General features: G+C 68.4%; 17 protein-coding genes and 1 pseudogene. 11 read left to right on the top strand and 7 right to left on the bottom strand.

Annotation, left to right across the window (positions count from 1 at the left end; genetic code table 11):
* The 4 genes from ACWDTS_RS08455 to ACWDTS_RS08440 are packed head-to-tail and all read right to left on the bottom strand — an operon-like array spanning position 1 to position 2,202.
* Complete coding sequence (locus ACWDTS_RS08455) at positions 1-414, bottom strand: DUF302 domain-containing protein (protein WP_450117941.1); 414 nt, start codon at positions 412-414, stop codon at positions 1-3.
* 58 nt (positions 415-472) lie between these two features.
* Positions 473-742, bottom strand: a complete 270-nt coding sequence (locus ACWDTS_RS08450; RefSeq protein WP_420750652.1) for a metal-sensitive transcriptional regulator — start codon at positions 740-742, stop codon at positions 473-475.
* A gap of 58 nt (positions 743-800) precedes the next feature.
* On the bottom strand, positions 801-1,574 hold the full coding sequence (locus ACWDTS_RS08445; RefSeq protein ID WP_450117940.1) for a sulfite exporter TauE/SafE family protein: 774 nt from the start codon (positions 1,572-1,574) through the stop codon (positions 801-803).
* Between the two features lie 25 nt (positions 1,575-1,599).
* Entirely contained in the window at positions 1,600-2,202 is a 603-nt protein-coding gene (locus ACWDTS_RS08440; protein WP_450109353.1) for a rhodanese-like domain-containing protein, read from the bottom strand.
* 153 nt (positions 2,203-2,355) lie between these two features.
* Here ACWDTS_RS08440 and ACWDTS_RS08435 point away from each other — a divergent pair, with 153 nt between their 5' ends.
* Positions 2,356-3,735: an MBL fold metallo-hydrolase gene (locus ACWDTS_RS08435; protein WP_450109354.1), complete on the top strand. Its 1,380-nt coding sequence runs from the start codon at positions 2,356-2,358 to the stop codon at positions 3,733-3,735.
* A gap of 258 nt (positions 3,736-3,993) precedes the next feature.
* Here ACWDTS_RS08435 and ACWDTS_RS08430 read toward each other — a convergent pair whose 3' ends face one another.
* Positions 3,994-5,244 (bottom strand): amidohydrolase, encoded by a 1,251-nt coding sequence (locus tag ACWDTS_RS08430; protein ID WP_450109355.1) that lies wholly within the window; start codon positions 5,242-5,244, stop codon positions 3,994-3,996.
* A 441-nt stretch (positions 5,245-5,685) separates the two neighbouring features.
* Here ACWDTS_RS08430 and ACWDTS_RS08425 point away from each other — a divergent pair, with 441 nt between their 5' ends.
* The 4 genes from ACWDTS_RS08425 to ACWDTS_RS08410 all read left to right on the top strand — a co-directional run bounded on the left by ACWDTS_RS08425 (position 5,686) and on the right by ACWDTS_RS08410 (position 11,660).
* A complete protein-coding gene (locus tag ACWDTS_RS08425; protein WP_450109356.1) occupies positions 5,686-6,444 on the top strand; it encodes a MerR family transcriptional regulator in 759 nt (252 codons plus the stop codon).
* 243 nt (positions 6,445-6,687) lie between these two features.
* Positions 6,688-9,933: an error-prone DNA polymerase gene (locus ACWDTS_RS08420; RefSeq protein ID WP_450117939.1), complete on the top strand. Its 3,246-nt coding sequence runs from the start codon at positions 6,688-6,690 to the stop codon at positions 9,931-9,933.
* Positions 9,934-9,943: 10 nt separating this feature from the next.
* Complete coding sequence (locus tag ACWDTS_RS08415; protein WP_248675411.1) at positions 9,944-10,828, top strand: DUF4349 domain-containing protein; 885 nt, start codon at positions 9,944-9,946, stop codon at positions 10,826-10,828.
* Complete coding sequence (locus ACWDTS_RS08410) at positions 10,821-11,660, top strand: RsiV family protein (RefSeq protein WP_450109358.1); 840 nt, start codon at positions 10,821-10,823, stop codon at positions 11,658-11,660. The genes ACWDTS_RS08415 and ACWDTS_RS08410 overlap by 8 nt, the downstream gene beginning before the upstream one ends.
* 69 nt (positions 11,661-11,729) lie before the next feature.
* Here the strand turns inward: ACWDTS_RS08410 and ACWDTS_RS08405 are convergent, their stop codons facing one another.
* On the bottom strand, positions 11,730-12,194 hold the full coding sequence (locus ACWDTS_RS08405; protein WP_197256275.1) for a tRNA (cytidine(34)-2'-O)-methyltransferase: 465 nt from the start codon (positions 12,192-12,194) through the stop codon (positions 11,730-11,732).
* A gap of 279 nt (positions 12,195-12,473) precedes the next feature.
* Here ACWDTS_RS08405 and ACWDTS_RS08400 point away from each other — a divergent pair, with 279 nt between their 5' ends.
* Positions 12,474-13,109, top strand: coding sequence for an excalibur calcium-binding domain-containing protein (locus ACWDTS_RS08400; RefSeq protein WP_197256277.1), 636 nt, complete (start codon positions 12,474-12,476; stop codon positions 13,107-13,109).
* Positions 13,110-13,308: 199 nt separating this feature from the next.
* On the opposite strand, the gene ACWDTS_RS08395 is transcribed toward ACWDTS_RS08400, so the two are convergent.
* Positions 13,309-13,950: a pyridoxamine 5'-phosphate oxidase family protein gene (locus tag ACWDTS_RS08395; RefSeq protein WP_450117938.1), complete on the bottom strand. Its 642-nt coding sequence runs from the start codon at positions 13,948-13,950 to the stop codon at positions 13,309-13,311.
* Positions 13,951-13,999: 49 nt separating this feature from the next.
* Between ACWDTS_RS08395 and ACWDTS_RS08390 the strand changes: the two genes are divergently transcribed.
* The 5 genes and pseudogenes from ACWDTS_RS08390 to ACWDTS_RS08370 all read left to right on the top strand — a co-directional run bounded on the left by ACWDTS_RS08390 (position 14,000) and on the right by ACWDTS_RS08370 (position 18,792).
* A complete protein-coding gene (locus tag ACWDTS_RS08390) occupies positions 14,000-14,365 on the top strand; it encodes a DNA glycosylase AlkZ-like family protein (RefSeq protein ID WP_450117937.1) in 366 nt (121 codons plus the stop codon).
* Positions 14,366-14,589: 224 nt separating this feature from the next.
* Positions 14,590-16,403: pseudogene (locus ACWDTS_RS08385) on the top strand (zinc ribbon domain-containing protein).
* A 3-nt stretch (positions 16,404-16,406) separates the two neighbouring features.
* Positions 16,407-17,264 carry a winged helix DNA-binding domain-containing protein gene (locus ACWDTS_RS08380; RefSeq protein WP_450108695.1) on the top strand — a complete coding sequence of 286 codons (858 nt, stop codon included), beginning with the start codon at positions 16,407-16,409 and terminating at the stop codon, positions 17,262-17,264.
* A gap of 60 nt (positions 17,265-17,324) precedes the next feature.
* Positions 17,325-17,903 carry a pentapeptide repeat-containing protein gene (locus tag ACWDTS_RS08375; RefSeq protein ID WP_197255270.1) on the top strand — a complete coding sequence of 193 codons (579 nt, stop codon included), beginning with the start codon at positions 17,325-17,327 and terminating at the stop codon, positions 17,901-17,903.
* 34 nt (positions 17,904-17,937) lie between these two features.
* Complete coding sequence (locus ACWDTS_RS08370) at positions 17,938-18,792, top strand: bifunctional methylenetetrahydrofolate dehydrogenase/methenyltetrahydrofolate cyclohydrolase (RefSeq protein ID WP_248673186.1); 855 nt, start codon at positions 17,938-17,940, stop codon at positions 18,790-18,792.
* The last annotated feature ends 15 nt before the right edge of the window (positions 18,793-18,807 follow it).

The following is an 18,807-nucleotide window of genomic DNA, read 5'->3' as shown; positions in this document are numbered from 1 at the left end:
TCAGTTCGTCGCGGTCGCAGCGAGGGAGTCGATGGCTGCCTGTAGAGCGACCGTGGCGTCGTCGGCGACCTCACCGAGTCCCGGCTGGTCGGCGACCTGGACCATCAGCCGGGGGTTCATCGCGTCGACCAGTACCGCGCCCGGGTCGGCGGGATCGGCGCGAACCACGACGTTGCAGGGCAACAACAGCCCGATCTGCCGGTCGACGTTCACCGCGCGATGCGCCAGCGGTGGGTTGCAGGCACCCAGGATCAGGTAGTCCTCCATGTCCTCGCCGAGTTTCGCCTTCAGCGTGGCTTTCATGTCGATCTCGGTGAGTATGCCGAAACCCTGGTCGGCCAGTGCTTTCCGGGTTCGCTCGACCGCCTCGGCGAACGAGGTGTGCAGAGTCGTCGACAATGCCAGTGCCGTCATGTGTGTGCCTTTCACTCGGAGTGCTCGGGCGAGAGCGGTACTCGAGCGAGAACGGTGCTCAGGCCAGAGCGAGGAAGAGCTTTTCGAGCTCTGCCTCGGTCATCGGTTCCTTGCCTTCCCGGTCCGTGCCGGTCAGGCATTCCCGGAGGCCGGTCGCGACGATCTTGAATCCGGCGCGGTCCAGTGCCCGGGAAACGGCGGCGAGTTGGGTGACGACGTCCTTGCAGTCGCGACCCTGCTCGATCATCGAGATCACTCCCGCGAGCTGGCCTTGCGCGCGGCGGAGCCTGTTGAGTACGAGAGCGATGCTGTCTTCGTCGCCGACCATAGAAGTGTCCTTTCCTGGAACTGACGTCAGTGTACCCCCGGGGGTATCGATCTCGGAGTCAGCGTAGCGCGACGACGTCGACCAGTACATATGCCGCCACGGCGAAGACCAGATAGGCGAACCAGTGTCGCAGCCGATCGGTGTCCAGGCGCGTTCCCACCCGCCCGGCGATCAGCGACCCGACGATCGCGGTACCCGCGAACGCGGCCGTGACGGCCCAGTCGATGCTCGTGCCGCTCAGGTGTGAGACCAGCCCGGCCGCGGAATTGGCGACGATGATCACCAGTGAGGTGCCCACCGCGACGGGCATTTCGACACCGAGCATGAGCACGAGGGCGGGAACGATGAGGAAACCGCCTCCGACGCCGAACAATCCGGTGAGAAAACCTACCGCGATGCCCGCCGGGATCGAGCGCGAAGCGCACCTGCGCCAGTTGATCCCGGATCCCTGGATGGAGCACGCGGTTCCGGTGCTGCCGTTGTCTGCGAGCATGCGCGCTCCCGCGACGACCATCACCACCGCGAACCCGATCAGCAACACCGACTCGGGCAGCAACCGGCCCACGGCGCTGCCGGCGAAGGTGGCCGGGATCCCGGTGGCGGCGAAGATCCCGGCGAGACGCCATTGGACCTGATGGGCGCGCACCTTCGGTAGCGCGCCCACTGCCGAGGCCGTGCCCACGACGATCAGCGAGATCGGGATCGCCTGCTCGATTCCCAGTCCCAGGCCGAAGACCAGCGCGGGGACGGCGAGGATCGATCCGCCCCCGCCGAGCAGTCCCAGCAGCACACCGATCACAGCGCCGAACCCGAGCGCGAGCACCCACGTCATCTCGTACCTTCTGCTGTCGGTGCGCTCACGACCGGTGTCCGTTCGGGTTGTTCGTCGGCTCGGTCAGCTGGGCCACAATGGTCCGGGGGTCGCACGACGCGCTGCGGTTGTAGGGCAGCTTCGACAGCACGGCGCCCATCGCGCAGGTGTTCGACACCGCGGCGAACGCGAGCCCGCCGCCGACACCGGCCGCGAGCCACTTGAGCTTCGGGACGGCGACGCTGGCCAGGACCGAGGTCAGGACGAGTGAACCCGCGACGAGCCGGACCTGGCGTTCGAGGTCCCAGCGCTGGGCGCCCCGGCGAACGGGCAGGCCGGCCGTTTCCCAGCTGAGCATGCCGCCGTCGAGGATGCGGAGGTTGAACAGTCCCGCGGTGCGCAAGGTCTCCTCGGCCTGGGCGGCCCGCTGCCCGGAGCGGCACACCAGCACGACGTCCTCGTCGAAATGGGCGAGGAACTCGTCACGGTGCTCGCGTAGCAGGTCGAGCGGCACGTTGTAGGCGCCGGAAATGTGCACGGACTCGAATTCGCCCGGCGTCCGGACGTCGACGATGCGCACGTTCTTGCCGGAGCCGGTCAGCTCGCGCAGAGCGATCGGATCGATGGTGACGGCAGTGGGCTCGGTCATGGGGGCCTTTCGATTCGGGGGGTGGCGGGCATCTGCACCGCAGGGGGAATACCCCAGGGGGTACTTGACATACCCTAGGGGGTATATGCCAACCTGTCCACATCGCCCCGGAAATCCCCGGGAACCCATCCGGCACCAGTCACGGAGGAGTCCATGATTCTCGAGCAGTACTACATCGAGTGCCTCTCCCACGCGTCGTATCTGATCGGCGACGAGAGCACCGGCCGGGCCGTCGTGGTCGACCCGCGTCGTGACATCACCGAATACCTCGACAACGCAACGAAATACGGCCTGACCATCGACGGGGTGATCAACACGCACTTCCACGCCGACTTCGTGTCCGGTCATCTCGAACTGGTCGCGGCCACGGGCGCGTGGATCGGCTTCGGGGAGGCCGCCGAGACCGACTATCCGATCCGCCGGCTGCGTGAAGGTGAGCGACTGTCCCTCGGCGAGGTCGAACTCGAGATCCTGGCCACACCGGGGCACACCTGGGAGTCGATCTCGGTGCTGGTGCGTGAGCGCCCCGGCGCCGTCCCGACCGCGGTGCTCACCGGTGACTCGCTGTTCATCGGCGACGTCGGCCGCCCGGACCTGGTCAACCTCGGCGAAGGATCGACCGCCGATCTGGCCCGCGCCATGTTCCGCACCGTGCACGAGAAGCTGCTGGCCCTTCCGGACGAGGTCACCGTCATGCCGGCGCACGGCGCAGGCTCGTCGTGCGGGAAGAATCTGTCGGCGGAACTGACCTCCACGATCGGCGAGCAGCGGGCGACGAACCCGTCGGTGCAGCCGATGACCGAGGCCGCCTTCGTCGCCCTGATCACCGAGGGGCAACCGGCCGCTCCGTCGTACTTCTCGGTCGACGCCGCGATGAACAAGCGGATCCACCCGCTCCTCGCGCAGGATCGCACCATCCCCGAACTGACACCCACGCAGGTGCGGGCCGAACTCGCCGCCGGCACCCGCGTGCTCGATGCGCGCAGCGTCGACGACTTCGCCGCCGGGCACCTGCGCGGTTCGGTCAACGTCGGATTCGACGGCCGTTTCGCCGAGACCGGCGGCATGGTCGCCGATGTCGGCGAGAAGATCGTGCTGATCACCTACCCCGGTGAGGAACAGGATGCGGCGGTGCGCCTGGCCCGGATCGGTTCGGATGGTGCGGCGGGCTATCTCACCGTCGACCGGGACGGGGTGTTTCCCGCGGAACTGACCGGGCTGATCCAGGCCGCGCCGCGCACCACCGTCGAGCAGCTCGATCGGTTGCTCGCCGCCGATGCGGTGACCCTCGTCGACATCCGCAATCCCGGTGAGCGCGAGTTCGGCACCATCCCCGGAGCGGTGCCGATTCCGTTGGCGCAGATACGAACCCGCGTGGATCAGGTGCCGGGCGACAAACCGATCGTGGTGCACTGCGCGGGTGGGTGGCGCTCGAGCGTGGCGGCCTCGCTGCTGCGGGCCCACGGTTTCGACGGCGTCTCGGACCTGGTCGGTGGCTACAACGCCTGGGCCGAGGCCCACGTCCCGGCGTGATCACCCGGGCAGCACCGGCGGCCGCCCCCTGCTTCCACGAGTTCCACGAACGATCGATCCCTGGAGGATTCCATGTGTTACCCCGTCACCTGCTCCCGCTGCGGCAAGACCGGCTGGGGAGGATGCGGCCGGCACGTCGACGCGGTCATGCGCTCCGTGCCCACCGCCGACCGCTGCACCTGCAGCCAGGACGCCCCGCCGGTTCAGGACCGGCGCGCGACTTTTCGTTCACTGTTCCGGCGCTGATCCCACGGCCGGCTACTCGCTGCCCGCCGCCGGCATCCAGGTGCGGGCTGCGGTCACCAGCGCACGGACCCCGATCGGAAGCGTCGGTTCGATGACGGGGGCGTAGTGCGGCGAGTGGTTGGACGGCACTGTCAGCAGCGCAGGGTCTGTCATGTCACCCGTGGTGAACAACGAAGGATCGGCGCCTCCGAGCAGCCAGTACGACAACGGGGCCCCGCAGCTGGTGGCGAGGATGCCGACGTCTTCGCTTCCCGCGCCGGCGCCCGGATCCAGAATGTTGTCGTGCCCCAGCAGATCTCCGAGGGCGTCGAGGCTCCGGCTCAGGGCGGCGGGGTCGTTGGATACGACGGGGAAGCGCTCGATCTCGGTGATCGTGGGCTCGTCCGGTGTGCCGGCGGTCGCGGCTTCGCCGCGCACGATGCGTTCGACGCTGTCGAGAATCCGGCGCCGCACCGCGGGATCGTAGCTACGGATGTTCAACTGGATCTCGGCGTAGCCGGGGATCACGTTCGCCGCGTCGCCGGCGTGGATCGAACCGACGGTGAGGACAGCGGTGGCGGTGCTCGGAATCTCCCTGGAGATGATGGTCTGGAGACGCAGGACCGTTGCTGCGGCCAGGACGATGGGATCGACCGAAGCCTCCGGCATCGAACCGTGTGCGCCCTTGCCTGCGAGGCGGATACGCAGCGAATCGGATGCCGCGTACGAGGGGCCGGGATGCCCGGCGATCTTGCCGGCAGGCAGCGGTGCCACATGCTGGCCGAGCACGACATCCGGTGTCGGGAATCGCTCGAACAAGCCGTCGTCCACCATCGCCTGGGCGCCCGCGCCCAGTTCCTCGGCGGGCTGGAACACCAGCATCGCCGTGCCGGTCCAGGCGGATCTGTCGTCCGCCAGAATCTGCGCTGCGCCCAGCAGGCAGGTGGTGTGCAGGTCGTGGCCGCACGCGTGAGCGACCGGCACGGTCTTGCCGCGCTCGTCGGTGGCTGTGACGGTGCTGGCGTAGTCGAGGCCGGTGTCCTCGCGGACGGGCAGGGCATCCATGTCCGCCCGCAGCAGTGCGGTCGGGCCGGTGCCGTTCTTCAGGACACCGACCACACCGGTCTTGCCTATCCCGGTTGTCACGTCGAATCCCGTTGCGCGCAGCCGTTCTGCCACGATCGAAGCGGTGCGGTGCTCCTGGAACCCGAGTTCGGGGTGGCGGTGAAGGTCCTTGTACACGTCGACGAGTTCCGGATCGATCCTGGTGTCGGGCACGGTCATCGTGACCTCCTTCGGCAGCGTTGTCGATCGGACGGGATCACCCACTCTGCATCTCGCCATCATCGCACAGCGTCGCCGGGGCCGGGGGGCTTCCCGCACACCGGCGCGAATATGGTACGACCGCTGGCACATACGCCCCTGCAGCGACGGCGGCGGACGGAGGATCCCGCTGAACCTGCTGTCACACGACCACGAATCTTACTGCGTACGAGCGAGTTTCTGTGACGGAGGGTTCCTGTGTGCTGTCGAGCGCAGGACTGTTCGAACATCGAGCCCCTGAAATGGCGTGTCCGGCGACATCGGGCTACTTCTGGATGATGTGGCGTGCGGACCGAATTCTCGGCTGATCCGGCGCATTCCTGCTTGACCTTCACGTAACGGCAACTTCTACGGTCGAAGACGAGGCCGGATCGACCGGCCTCACGGAAGATGGGAAGCACCATGAGCTGGTCGATCGCGGATGTGGCGAGGATGTCGGGCGTCACCGCCCGCACCTTGCGGCATTACGACGACATCGGGTTGCTCGAGCCCGCCTACGTGGGCACCAACGGCTACCGCTACTACGAGGATGCGCAACTGTTGCGCTTGCAGCAGATCCTCGTCCTGCGCGAACTCGGCCTGGGCCTCGCCGAGATCGCCGAGGCGGTCGACTCCGAGCCGGACACGCTCGCCGCCCTCAGGCGCCAGCACATCCGCCTTCTCGGAGAGCGCGACCGCCTGACGCGGATGGCCGACACCGTGGCGCACACCATCGCCGAACTCGAAGGGAAGACGGAAATGGCAGTCGAGATCAACCGCCCGGAGAACCTGTTCGAGGGCTTCGACCACACCCGGTACGACGACGAGGCCCGCGAGCGCTGGCCGGAGGAGTTCGAGCAGTCTCGGCGCAACACCGCAACGATGACTGTCGAGGACATCGAGCGTATGCAGCGTGAGCTGACCGCGGCGATGATCCGTATGGCCGAGTTCATGGCCGCGGGCACCCCGGTCGGCGACGTGGCGGTCCAGGCCGAGATCCATGTGCAATACCAGGGCATATGCCGCATGTGGACCCCGAACCGGGACGCGTACAAATGTCTCGGGCAGATGTATGTGGACGACGAGCGGTTCAAGGCGAACTACGAGAAGATCGCCGAGGGTCTGGCCGAATTTCAGCGGGACGCGATGGTCGTCTACGCGGACGAGCGGCTCGGCGAGTAGTCCTCGCCCGGCCGGCGCTCCGGATCCTGCCGGGACAACACAGCGAACCGGCCGTGGCCGCCCTCACCGATCGCCGCGACATGACATCACCCGCAGCCCAACACCGCTCGACGAACAGCACGCTCGGCGTGGGATTCTGGTGAATGGCCCGACCCTCGACAAGTGTGCTCGCAGTTCTTGCGTCGGCCGCCGCGGGATGATCCGCTATCATCGAACACGTGTTCGAGTTCGAGGTGGGTGCGCATGGGATGGAGTAACGGCCCGCCCACGTGGGCGGAGCTCGAACGGGTTCTGTCCGGCCGGCCCCGCCGCGAACCGGAGTTCCCCGGCGACGGCAGCGACAGCCCGGCCTGGTCGCGCACCCGCCCCGAGTACGAGGCCCGGGTGCGCCGACCGGACGGGCCGGTCGTGCCGTACGCCGAACTGCACACGCATTCGGCGTTCAGCTTCCTCGACGGTGCCTCCACACCCGAGGAGCTGGTCGAGGAGGCTGCGCGACTCGGCCTCGAGGCGCTCGCGCTCACCGACCACGACGGCATGTACGGCGTCGTCCGGTTCGCCGAGGCTGCGCGGGAGTTGGCGGTGCCCACCGTGTTCGGTGCCGAGCTCACCCTCGACGACGCGCACCTGCTCGTCCTGGCGCGTGGGCAGGAAGGGTACCGGCGGCTGTCCCGGCAGATCGCCGCCGCGCACCTGGTCGGCGGCACCAAGGGCGCGCCGCGCTACGACCTCGACGCGCTCGCCGACGCCGCCGGCGACCACTGGCAGATCCTCACCGGCTGCCGTCGGGGGCACGTCCGGCGGGCCCTCGCGATCGGCGGTCCCGACGCGGCCGCGGCCGCCCTGCGCGAGCTGATCGACCGGTTCGGCGCCGACCGCGTCACCGTCGAACTGACCCGGCACGGACTGCCCGACGACGACGAACGCAATGCGGCCCTGGCTGCGCTCGCCGAGGCGCACGGACTGACCTGCATCGCGAGCACCGCGGCGCACTTCGCGGACCCGTCCCGCAGGCGTCTCGCCATGGCGATGGCCGCCGTCCACGATCGGCAGAGCCTCGACGACGCCGCGGGCAGGCTCGCCCCCACCGGCGGCGGTCATCTGCGTTCCGGTGCCGAGATGGCGCAGCTGTTCGCCGCCCATCCCCACGCGGTGCACCACGCCGCGGAACTCGGCCGCGAATGTGCATTCGATCTGCGGCTCATCGCACCGAATCTGCCGCCGTTCGACGTACCCGCCGGTCACACCGAATTCACCTGGCTGCGCAAACTCACCTTCGACGGCGCGCACCGCCGCTACGGGCCACCGGAACGCAATCCGGCCGCCTACCGGCAGCTCGAACACGAACTCGACGTCATCGGCCGGCTCGACTTCCCCGGCTACTTCCTCGTCGTGCACGACATCGTCACCTTCTGCAAGAACAACGACATCCTGTGCCAGGGAAGAGGTTCGGCAGCCAACTCCGCCGTCTGCTACGCCATCGGCATCACGAACGTCGACCCGGTGCGCAACGAACTGCTCTTCGAACGCTTTCTGTCCCCGGAACGCGACGGCCCCCCGGACATCGACATCGACATCGAATCCGACCGCCGCGAGGAAGCCATCCAGCACGTCTACAGCAAGTACGGGCGCGAGTACGCCGCGCAGGTCGCCAACGTCATCACCTACCGCGGCAAGTCCGCCGTCCGCGACATGGCCCGCGCGCTCGGGCACTCGCAGGGCCAGCAGGACGCGTGGAGCCGTCAGGTGAGCCGCTGGCACGGCGTCACCACCGAGACCGACACAGACATCCCGCGTCCGGTGCTCGAACTCGCCGCGCAGATCGAAGGACTCCCGCGGCACCTGGGCATCCACTCCGGCGGCATGGTCATCTGCGACCGACCCATCGCCGACGTGTGCCCCGTCGAATGGGCGCGGATGCCCGGGCGCAGCGTGCTGCAGTGGGACAAGGACGACTGCGCCGCAGCCGGACTCGTCAAGTTCGACCTGCTCGGCCTCGGCATGCTCTCCGCGCTGCATTACATGATCGACCTGGTCGCCGAGAACGAAGGCGTCACCGTCGATCTCGCACAGCTCGACCTCACCGAACGTGGCGTCTACGAAATGCTGTGCCGCGCAGACTCCGTGGGGGTCTTCCAGGTGGAGTCGCGCGCCCAGATGGCGACACTGCCCCGGCTGAAGCCGCGCAACTTCTACGACCTGGTGGTCGAGGTCGCGCTGATCCGTCCCGGTCCGATCCAGGGCGGATCCGTGCACCCCTACATTCGGCGCCGCAACGGACTCGAACCCGTCACCTACGACCATCCGTGCCTGGAGAAGTCGCTGAAACGGACCCTCGGTGTGCCGTTGTTCCAGGAACAACTCATGCAGATGGCCGTCGACGCGGCCGGCTTCACCGCCGCCGAAGCCGACCAGTTGCGCCGCGCGATGGGTGCGAAACGCTCGACGGAGAAGATGGAACGGTTGCGCGGCAGACTCTACGACGGTATGCGCGAGCGACACGGCATCACCGGCGCCGTCGCCGACCGCATCTACGAGAAATTGCATGCGTTCGCGAATTTCGGTTTCCCGGAAAGCCATTCGCAGAGTTTCGCGTCGCTCGTGTTCTACTCCGCCTGGTTCAAGCTGCATCACCCGGCGGCATTCTGCGCGGGCCTGCTGCGCGCTCAGCCGATGGGGTTCTACTCCCCGCAGTCCCTCGTCGCCGACGCCCGCCGGCACGGGGTGGTCGTGCACGGACCGGACATCAACGCGAGCCTCACCCACGCCACCACCGAGAACCGGGGCCGGGAGGTGCGGCTCGGCCTCGGCGCGGTCCGGCATATCGGCGACGCTCTGGCCGCACGCATCGTCGCCGAACGCGACGAGCACGGGCCGTACACGTCGTTCCCGGACCTGACGACCCGGGTGGAACTGACCACCGCTCAGGCCGAATCGCTCGCCACCGGGGGAGCACTCACCTGTTTCGGGATCACCCGCCGCGAAGCGCTGTGGGCGGCGGGAGCAGCGGCCGGGCAACGCCCCGACCGGCTCCCCGGCATCGGGGCATCCACGCAGGCGCCGGCACTGCCCGGCATGAGCGACGTCGAACTCGCCGCGGCGGACGTGTGGGCTACGGGTGTGTCGCCGGACAGCTATCCGACGCAGTTCCTGCGCCCGCAACTCGACGCGCTCGGTGTCGTGCCCGCCGGACGGTTGCTGCAGATCCCCGATGGGAAACGGGTACTGGTCGGGGGCGCGGTCACCCACCGGCAGCGACCCGCGACCGCCGCGGGCGTGACCTTCCTCAATCTCGAGGACGAGACCGGCATGGTGAACGTCGTCTGCTCGGTGGGGCTGTGGGCGAAATACCGCACGCTCGCGCACACCGCCCCGGCGCTGCTGGTGCGCGGACGGGTGCAGAACGCGGAGGGCGCGGTCACCGTCGTCGCGGACCGGCTGCAGCGGATGGATCTGCGAACGGCGGGGAAGTCCCGCGACTTTCGTTAGGATCGCCGCCATGAACCGGCTGCTGGTGGTCCTGCTCACCGCGATAGCCCTGCTCGCCACCGGCTGCGGCGGAACCGGCTCCGACTCCGGAAGCGCCCCGTCCGCGTCGATGCCGCCGTCGCCGTCCCTGGCCGACGGCACCCGCGAATCCGCCCCCGCCGACACGCAGGCGACCGAACGCAAGGAAATCGTCACCGGACACCTGATGATCACCGCCGACGATCCGATCGCGGTCGGACGGCAGGTGGTGACGATCGTCGAGGACTCGGGCGGTCGCGTCGACTCCGTCACCGAACAGCCCGGGATCAGCAGCGTGCTCACGGTGCGGGTTCCGGCGGACCGGCTCGAAGGCACCATCGACGAACTCCGCGGTCTCGGTGAGGTGACCAGCCTGACCACCACGCGCGACGACGTCACCCTGCAGTACACGGACCTCGAGGCGCGGATCTCCGCCCTGCAGGCATCCGTGGACCGACTGCGGGCGCTGATGGAGTCCGCCGCGAACACCGCCGATCTCATCGAGGCGGAGAACGCGCTGGCGGATCGTCAGGCGGAGCTGGACAGTCTCACCGCGCAGCAGCGGTACCTGTCGGATCAGATCGACCTGTCCACCTTGACCGTCGACATCAGCGCCGAACCACGCCGCCCCGACGACCGCGACAGCTTCTGGGACGGAGTGCTCGCGGGCTGGGACAACCTGCGGTCCGCGATCGGCGATTCGATCGTCGCGCTCGGGGTGGCACTGCCGTGGATCGTGTTCTTCCTCCTGGGTGCCGGCATCGTCTACCTGATCGTCCGGCTGCTCGCCCGCATCGGACGCCGCCGGCCCGGAACCCCCGGAACTCCGGCGGAAACCCCCGACGAGAACCCGAAGGTGGAGGCGGACGATGACTAGGCGGATGAACGGCCGATGGACCCGAATGCTCGCTGCCGGTGCCTGCACGACCGCGGCCGTGCTGCTGGCCGCGTGTGGTGGAGAAACGGAATCCGGCACGCCGGTACCCGAATCAGCCACGGCCGCAACGCAGATGGATGCCGCCGAAACGGACGCCCCCGGCTCGAAGCAGACGCATTCGCAGCCGTCTGCCGGTGTCTCCGAGAAACCCGAGGTGTCCGCACCCTATCGGGCCGAGGAGATCCTGGTGTCGGGCTCGACCGACACGGTCGACTACGACGTGGTGATCCCGCAGATCAGTGGCGGGGACCCGGCCGTCGTCACCGAGTTCAACGAGTCGATGCGGGCAGCGCTCGAGGACTGGATCCAACGCTCCGACGACATGAGCTACACGCTCTCGACACAGGAACACGAGGTGACGCGCATCGGGGAGCACGTCGTCGCAGGTCTGCTCGTCGCTTCCTACAACGCGAATCCGCCGGGCGCGCACCCGACACCGCTGGTCGCCACGGTCGTGGTGAACACGGACACCGCAGCCCCGATCACGCTGCAGGACCTGTTCCCGGACCTGCAGGCCGGGCTGAACCGGCTGTCCGAGCAGGCGGCTCTGCTGTTGCCCGGTACCGCGGCCGGTCCGGAATATTTCGCCGATGGCATCGCCCCCGAGACGGCGAACTTCGCGAACTGGCTGCCGACTCCCGCGGGCATGGAGATCCACTTCGACGACTACCAGGTCGGGCCGCACGCGGTCGGGCTCGTCACGATCACCGTGCCGTGGGAGAACCTGACCGACGTCATGGATCCCTACATGGCAACCGTCGTCGCGAGCTGAGCAGCCGCCAATCCAGCGGATATCCGCGCGCTGCCGGTCGCGCGCGGATGTCTCGCGGGCGGGCGAACGTCAGACGGCCCCGGCGAATCCGTGCTGTCGCCATGCCTCGTAGGTGACGACGGCAGCGGCGTTCGACAGATTCAGCGACCGGCGGCCGGGCAGCATCGGGATACGGACCTGCGCAGTGATGTGCGGATCGGCGAGGACCTCGTCGGACAGGCCCGTCGGTTCCGGCCCGAACAGCAGCACGTCTCCCGGCTGGTATTCGATCGACGCGTACGACACCTCGCCGTGCGCGGTGAACGCGTACACCCGCTCCGGCTGCAGCGCATCCCAGGCCTCCTGCAGCCCTGCGTGCACCGTCACCGACGCCAGGTCGTGGTAGTCCAGTCCCGCACGCCGCAATTTCGGTTCCGACAGGTCGAACCCAAGCGGTTCCACCAGGTGCAGTTCGCAGCCGGTACCGGCGACCATGCGGATCGCGTTACCGGTGTTGGGGGGTATGCGGGGTTCGTGGAACATCACTCGGAACACCCGACCACCTTGCCAGAATCGGGGCGGCAACTTGAACTCAGCACACCCTGACGCAAGTCCCAGAACACGCTGATGGATTGTGCTGCCCGGGGGTCTCCCGGGCGACCTAATCGATTGTGTGAATGCCTACAGCTGGCTCCGGATCAGGCCGGGGCAGCGGATAGGGGCTTGTCGCAGCGGAGCGGATGACCGGCTCCGGCAATCATTCTTTGTGTGATGTAACAAACCATTCGGCCCCGGCGACGTTCTGCGGAACGTACCTCTCAGAACGGACCTCTGATGAACCCACCTGCTGGTTGGCACCCAGACCCCTACGATCCGTCGATCGATCGCTACTGGGACGGTCAACAGTGGACTGGCCACACCAGGCCCAAGGGGGCCTACGCCCCTACTCAGGCGTTCGGTGCTGCCGACGCTGGTGATCCCGCCAACAACGGGAAGAAGCGCAAGACCTGGCCGTGGGTCCTCGGCGCTGGCGTCCTCGGGTTCGCTGTCCTCGGCTCGGTTGTCGATACCGAGGACAAGAAGGACGCTCCGGCCGCCGTAGTCGCTACAACGACCAGTTCGGCGGCTCCGACAACCACAACGGCTCCTCGGACTACAACAACGACGGTCCCGCCCACCACCACAGCCACAACGGCACCTGCTGTCGTGCCGCTGGTGCCCCAGGTCGAGACGACGACCACGGTGTACACACCGCCGCCTGCCCCGGCGTACACCCCACCTCCGACGACTCAGTACACGCCTCCGCCCACGACGGAGTACACGCCGCCTCCGGCTCCGCGGCAACCGACCGTGTCGTACAGGAACTGTGATGAGGCGAAGGCTGCCGGGGCTGCTCCAATCCTTAAGGGCGAGCCGGGTTATGGAACTCATCTCGACCGGGACAAGGACGGCATTGCCTGCGACAAGTAGTGTCGATCGACCGGATGGTTGCGGCTAAACCCACATGCCAGCCGGGGCTCTTCGCGCTCGGCGTCCGGCAGGACGTCGAACGACGGCGAGCTGCTCACTGTGTCCAGAGCGGGGCGAGTCTCCGAGTGCGGGTGGTAGCGCATCCGCAACCGCAGGTGCCCCGCTCAATCCCGTTGGCGCGGGTCTCACGCGGCGTGAGTCACCGCGGCTGCTGCGGGCGGTACAGCTGCTGCGCGTAGGACGGTCCGTAATACCGCTCGAGTTCCTCGAGCGTCTCGGGTGCGTCGGGGACGGTCGCCTTCGCCAGCGCCGCGACCGACGGCAGAACCGTGGGATTCCACGTGTCCGGATCCCACAGCTTCGACCGCATGAACGCCTTGGCGCAGTGGTGGAAGACCTCCTCGATCTCGACGACCAGGCACAGGTTCGGGCGATGGTTGGCGACGCGGAGATCGTCGAAGAACGGCGCCTCCGTCACCAGCCGGGCGCGGCCGTTGATCCGGAGCGTGTCCCCGCGGCCGGGGACGAAGAAGTTCAAGCCCACGAACGGATTCCGGAGAATGTTGCGGTAGCCGTCCATGCGCTTGTTGCCCGGCCGTTCGGCCAGCGCGATGGTGGTGTCGTCGAGAACGTGCACGAGCCGGCCGGGAGGGTCGCCCTTGGGGGAGACGTCGCAGCGGCCCGTCTCGTCGGACGTGCCCACCAGGCAGAACGGCGACGCCGCGAGCCACTCGATGTCGAGTGGGTGCAGCCGTGCCCGAACCTTGTTCGCCGCCCGGAACGTCGGGACGCCGAACAACGCCGTCAATTCGTCGGGATCGCGGATCTCGGTCCAGGTCACCGCCCGACGCTACCAACGGATGTCGGTGGCCGCACCTACAGTTGCCGGCATGACGGTGCGCACGGTCGGGGTGGGCGAACGCAGGGCACGGCTAACACGCAGGCACCGCTTGTCTCCGGGGCATCGCGCCGCGGAAGCGGTGGACGCGGCGACGAGCATGGTGTGCCTGCACGGGACCGACGCGCCGACCGTGTATCTCTCGGCGTGGGCACGCGTCGCCGATGTCACCGTCGCCGATCTCGACGAGGCGCTCTACACCGACCGTTCGCTGGTCAAGCACCTGTCGATGCGGCGCACCATCTTCGTCTTCCCCCGGCATGTCCTGCCGTTCGCGCAGGCCGGCGCGAGCAATCGGGTGGCACTGGCGGAACGACGGAGGCTCACAACAGTCGACGAGAAATCCGATACTCGGTAATACTCTCCGATTCTTCCTGTTGTCCTGCTGCGTGTCTCGGAAAGAGCGGGATCGGCACGCATCGCAAGGGTCGGTCACCGCGCCGGCACACACCCCGACCCGGTCGGGACGCGGACCGAACCGAATCTGTCGGTGCCCGACGCTACGGTCGACGCCGCAGTCGAGCACGACGAGATGGTCCCGGCGGGAACCGATCGACGACGACACGGGGCGGGGGTGAACGGATGAGCAACACCGAACCGATCGACCGGCGCCCGTTCGCGTTCACCACCCGCCCCCATCGTGCGGTCGACGACACCACCGGCGAGCAGATCGGACTCGACGACCTCGATATTCGCATCGCATGGCTGCTCGACCTGATCACCGGCGCCGAAACCGAACTGCTCACCCGACTGTGGCAGCCGACCACCTTCGACACCCTGGCCGCCGGCCGCGACCGCGACGGCCGGGCACTACCGAAGCACGGACACGTCGCGGCGGCGCGTCTGGGCTGGACCCCCACCTACCCCGACGGGGTGTACGTGCCGTCGCGGGTGACGCGGGTGGTCACCGCCCACGCCACCGCGACCCTGCGGACCCTGGCGTATCGGGATGCGGCGCTCGCGTCGCTGTCGGCCCGGTTCGATCCCGCCACCGGACGCATCGCCGCACCGGAGTGTGCTGCGGAGTATGTGCCGTCGGGGTTCGCGCGGGGTGTGCGCCGTCAACTGCTCGCCCGGACCCGCCGGGTCGACGAGACGGCCTCGGCGGTGACACCACTGCGGATCACCGACATCCAAACCCCACCGCAGGCCGGTGCGATGGCCCGGCTCTCGGCCGCCGACACCCAACTCGCGCAGCTCACCGTCCTCGACGACACCATGGTGCTGACGGTGAAACTGCCCACCACCGCCGCCCCGACCGGGCGGGCGCACTGGAGGTCGGTGAGCCTGACCGCCGCGCTCCCCCCGCACCTGCACGGCCGGGCGGTCACGCAGTGGCATCTGCCGACCCTGACCCTCGACGGGCGGGGTCTGTTGCTGCGGTGCGCCGCCACCGAAGCCGTCCCCGCCGGTGACCTCGCGGCGGGCACGGTCGCGGTGGGGGTGGATTGGTCACCGGCCACCCTCGGCGCCGCCGCCGTGGTCACCGACACCGGCGACGGGTTGATCTCCGACTTTCGGGGCTTCACCTACGACGATCGCGGACTCGGCATCACACTCGCCCGCCTCCAGACAGAAGGCCAATTCCTGCACCGCAAGGCCGCGCGGCTGCGCCGGCTCGCCGAGACCGCACCGCCCCGGGTGCGGGCGGAGCTGGAGGCGAAGATCGAGGTCCTCGACGACAATCGTCTCGCGATCGGTGCCAAACGCGCCAGGATCAACCGGGAACTGGCGTTTCATTTCGCCCGCCAGATCGTCGACCACGCCGCTGCGGCGGAGGCGACGGTGATCGCGGTGGAGGACCTGACCACCCTGGAGGCTCGCAGGCGCGGCCGGTGCAACAACAATCGGGCGGCGCAGTCCGCCCGCCGTCGGGCCGCCGACGCCCTGACCCACACCGCGGCCCGGGAGGGTGTGGTGGTGGTGTCGGTGCCCGCGCGGGGATCGTCGGCACTGTGCCCGGGCTGCACCGAACCACTGACCCGCCCCGGTGGCTATCACACGGCATGGTGCGAGGCGTGCAAGGTGGGTGGGAATCGTGATCATGTGGCGGCGGTGAACCTCGCCGCACGGGCGTTGGTGGGGCGCAGCAGAGCGGTCCGCACCCGCAGTGGGAGCGTCGAGATCCGGACCGCGGTGCACGCCCCGGTCCGGAAATGCCGGGACAAGACCGGTCCCACCCCGCGCAGGCCTCGGCATCGCCGGGTCCGCCGCAGTGTTCCCGCCGCGACACCCCCGAAGGGGGTGACAGAGTCGAGGAGTTGTCCTGCACCCGAAGCGTCGGTGTGGGACACGGTCGAGCCCGCAACATCGCACGATGGTGTGGTGGGAGCCGTGAGGAACGTGGATCTTCACCGCCTGCCACGCCAGTGGCAGGAAGTATCAGATTTACGTAGACGCTGATCAAGGATGCCGAGGCGTCGGGGCTGCACCGGGACGGCGAACGCTGGCTGGACGAGGTGAGCGGCCGGGTGCTCGACGCGCTGGCGGACGGTCGGGAAGCGACGTCCACGGAACTGCGGGCCGAGATTCCGCTGCTCGGGGGCTCGATGGAGTATGGCGTCGGAAAGTCCTGGGGCGGAGAGGTTTCGCTCGGGCCGCGTGTCCTCACGGTGCTGTCGGCGTCGGGAAAGGTGGTGCGGGCCTCGAACAACGGTTCGTGGCGGGTGTCGCGGCACAACTGGGCGACGACGGAGTCGTGGCTGGGCTCCGGGATCGAGTCGTGTGACGAGGCGGACGGGCTGCGCACGCTCGTCGAAATGTGGTTGCGTGCTTTCGGTCCCGGAACGGAGACCGACATCAAGTGGTGGCTCGGTTCGACCCTGAAAACCGTGCGCGCGGCACTCGCCGAACTGAACGCGGTCGAGGTAGATCTCGACGGTCGCACCGGGTATCTGCTCCCCGACGACCTCGAGGCGGCGCCGCTCGTCGAGCCGTGGGGTGCGCTGCTGCCGGCACTGGATCCCACCACGATGGGGTGGTTCGAGCGCGACTGGTACCTCGGGCCGTACCGGCAGCAACTGTTCGACACCGCAGGCAACGCGGGCCCTACCGCGTGGTGGGACGGCCGGATCGTCGGCACCTGGTGGCAGAACGACTCCAGGGCGGTGTGCCTGCATCTGCTCGAGGACATCGGATCGGAAGGGAGAGCCGTACTCGAGCAGGAGGCCGCCCGGCTCGACGAATGGGTGGGCGGCGATCGGGTGACCGTGAAGTTTCCGAGCCCGCTGGCGCGGGAACTGGCCGGTCGTGGCTGAGCCGCAGGTCCCGGGTCGTCGTCGCCTTGCCAGAACCGGTAGGGCGTGGACGATGAAGGTATGGGCAGCGACAACACCGAGGTCCTGTGGAGAGGAGCGCGCGTCACGGGACGAAGCTTCCGGGACGCGGATCTGCGCGGCTCGATCATCGAGGACGCGTTCTTCATCGACTGCGATTTCACCGATGCAGACCTGAAGGGAAGCAGCCACCTGCGCAGCACCTACCGATCGTGCACGTTCACCCGGACCGATCTGTCGGACAGCGTCTTCCGGCGCTGTTCGCTGGTGGGATCGGTGTTCAAACAATGCCCGATGCGCCATCTCGTCCTCGACGACGTCGACTTCACCCGCGCGAGTCTGCGCAGCGCCGACCTGCGTGGCCTGGACCTGAGCACCTGTATCTTCCGGGACGCCGACCTGACCCGCGCCGACATGCGGTACGCGGTGCTGCGGACGGTGGATCTGCTGGGCGCGCGGCCGGTGGGGGTCCGACTGGACGGCGCGGACCTGCGCGGCGCCCACATCGGTCCCGCATTGTGGCGCAGCGCGGAACTCGACCACACCCGGATCGAGCAGTCGCAGGCGATCGGTTACGCCCGCGCTCACGGCCTCGACATCGACGAGCCCGACCGCCGTTGAAGGACCGGGACACGGACCTGCGACAATGGCAGTCGTGACTGCGACGATCCTGGACGGCAAGGCAACCCGCGACGAGATTTTCGAGGACCTGAAGGCCCGTGTGGCCGCGCTGAAGGCGAAGGGCATCACGCCCGGCCTCGGCACCGTCCTCGTCGGCGACGATCCCGGATCGGCTGCGTACGTGCGCGGTAAGCACAACGACTGCGCGAAGGTCGGCATCACCTCGATCCGCAAGGACCTGCCCGCCGACATCACCCAGGAGCAGCTCCACGCCGCGATCGACGAGCTCAACGCCGATCCCGCGTGCACCGGCTACATCGTGCAGCTTCCGCTGCCCAAGCATCTCGACGAGAACGCCGCGCTCGAGCGCATCGACCCGGACAAGGACGCCGACGGCCTGCACCCGGTGAACCTCGGCCGCCTCGTGCTCGGCAAGGAGGCTGCGCTGCCCTGCACCCCGCGCGGCATCGTGCACCTGCTGCGCCGTTACGAGGTTCCGATCGCCGGCGCCCACGTGGTCGTCGTCGGCCGTGGCGTCACCGTCGGCCGTCCCATCGGCCTGCTGCTCACCCGTCGCAGCGAGAACGCGACCGTGACGCTCTGCCACACCGGGACCAAGGATCTGAAGGCCGAGGTCGAGCGCGCCGACATCGTCGTCGCGGCGGCCGGTGTGCCCGGTCTGATCACCGCGGACATGGTCAAGCCGGGCGCGGCGGTGCTCGACGTGGGTGTCTCCCGCACCGCGGACGGTCTGCGCGGAGACGTCGCCGACGATGTGCGCGAGGTCGCCGGGTTCATTTCGCCGAATCCCGGTGGTGTCGGTCCGCTGACCCGTGCTTTCCTGCTCACGAACGTGGTGGAGCGGGCCGAGCAGCTCGCCGGCCTCTGATCCGGAATCAGGCGA

The organism is Rhodococcus sp. NPDC003383 (genome assembly GCF_053589115.1).
Note: the sequence above shows the minus strand (reverse complement) of the source record. Positions and strands in the feature narration are given on the sequence as shown.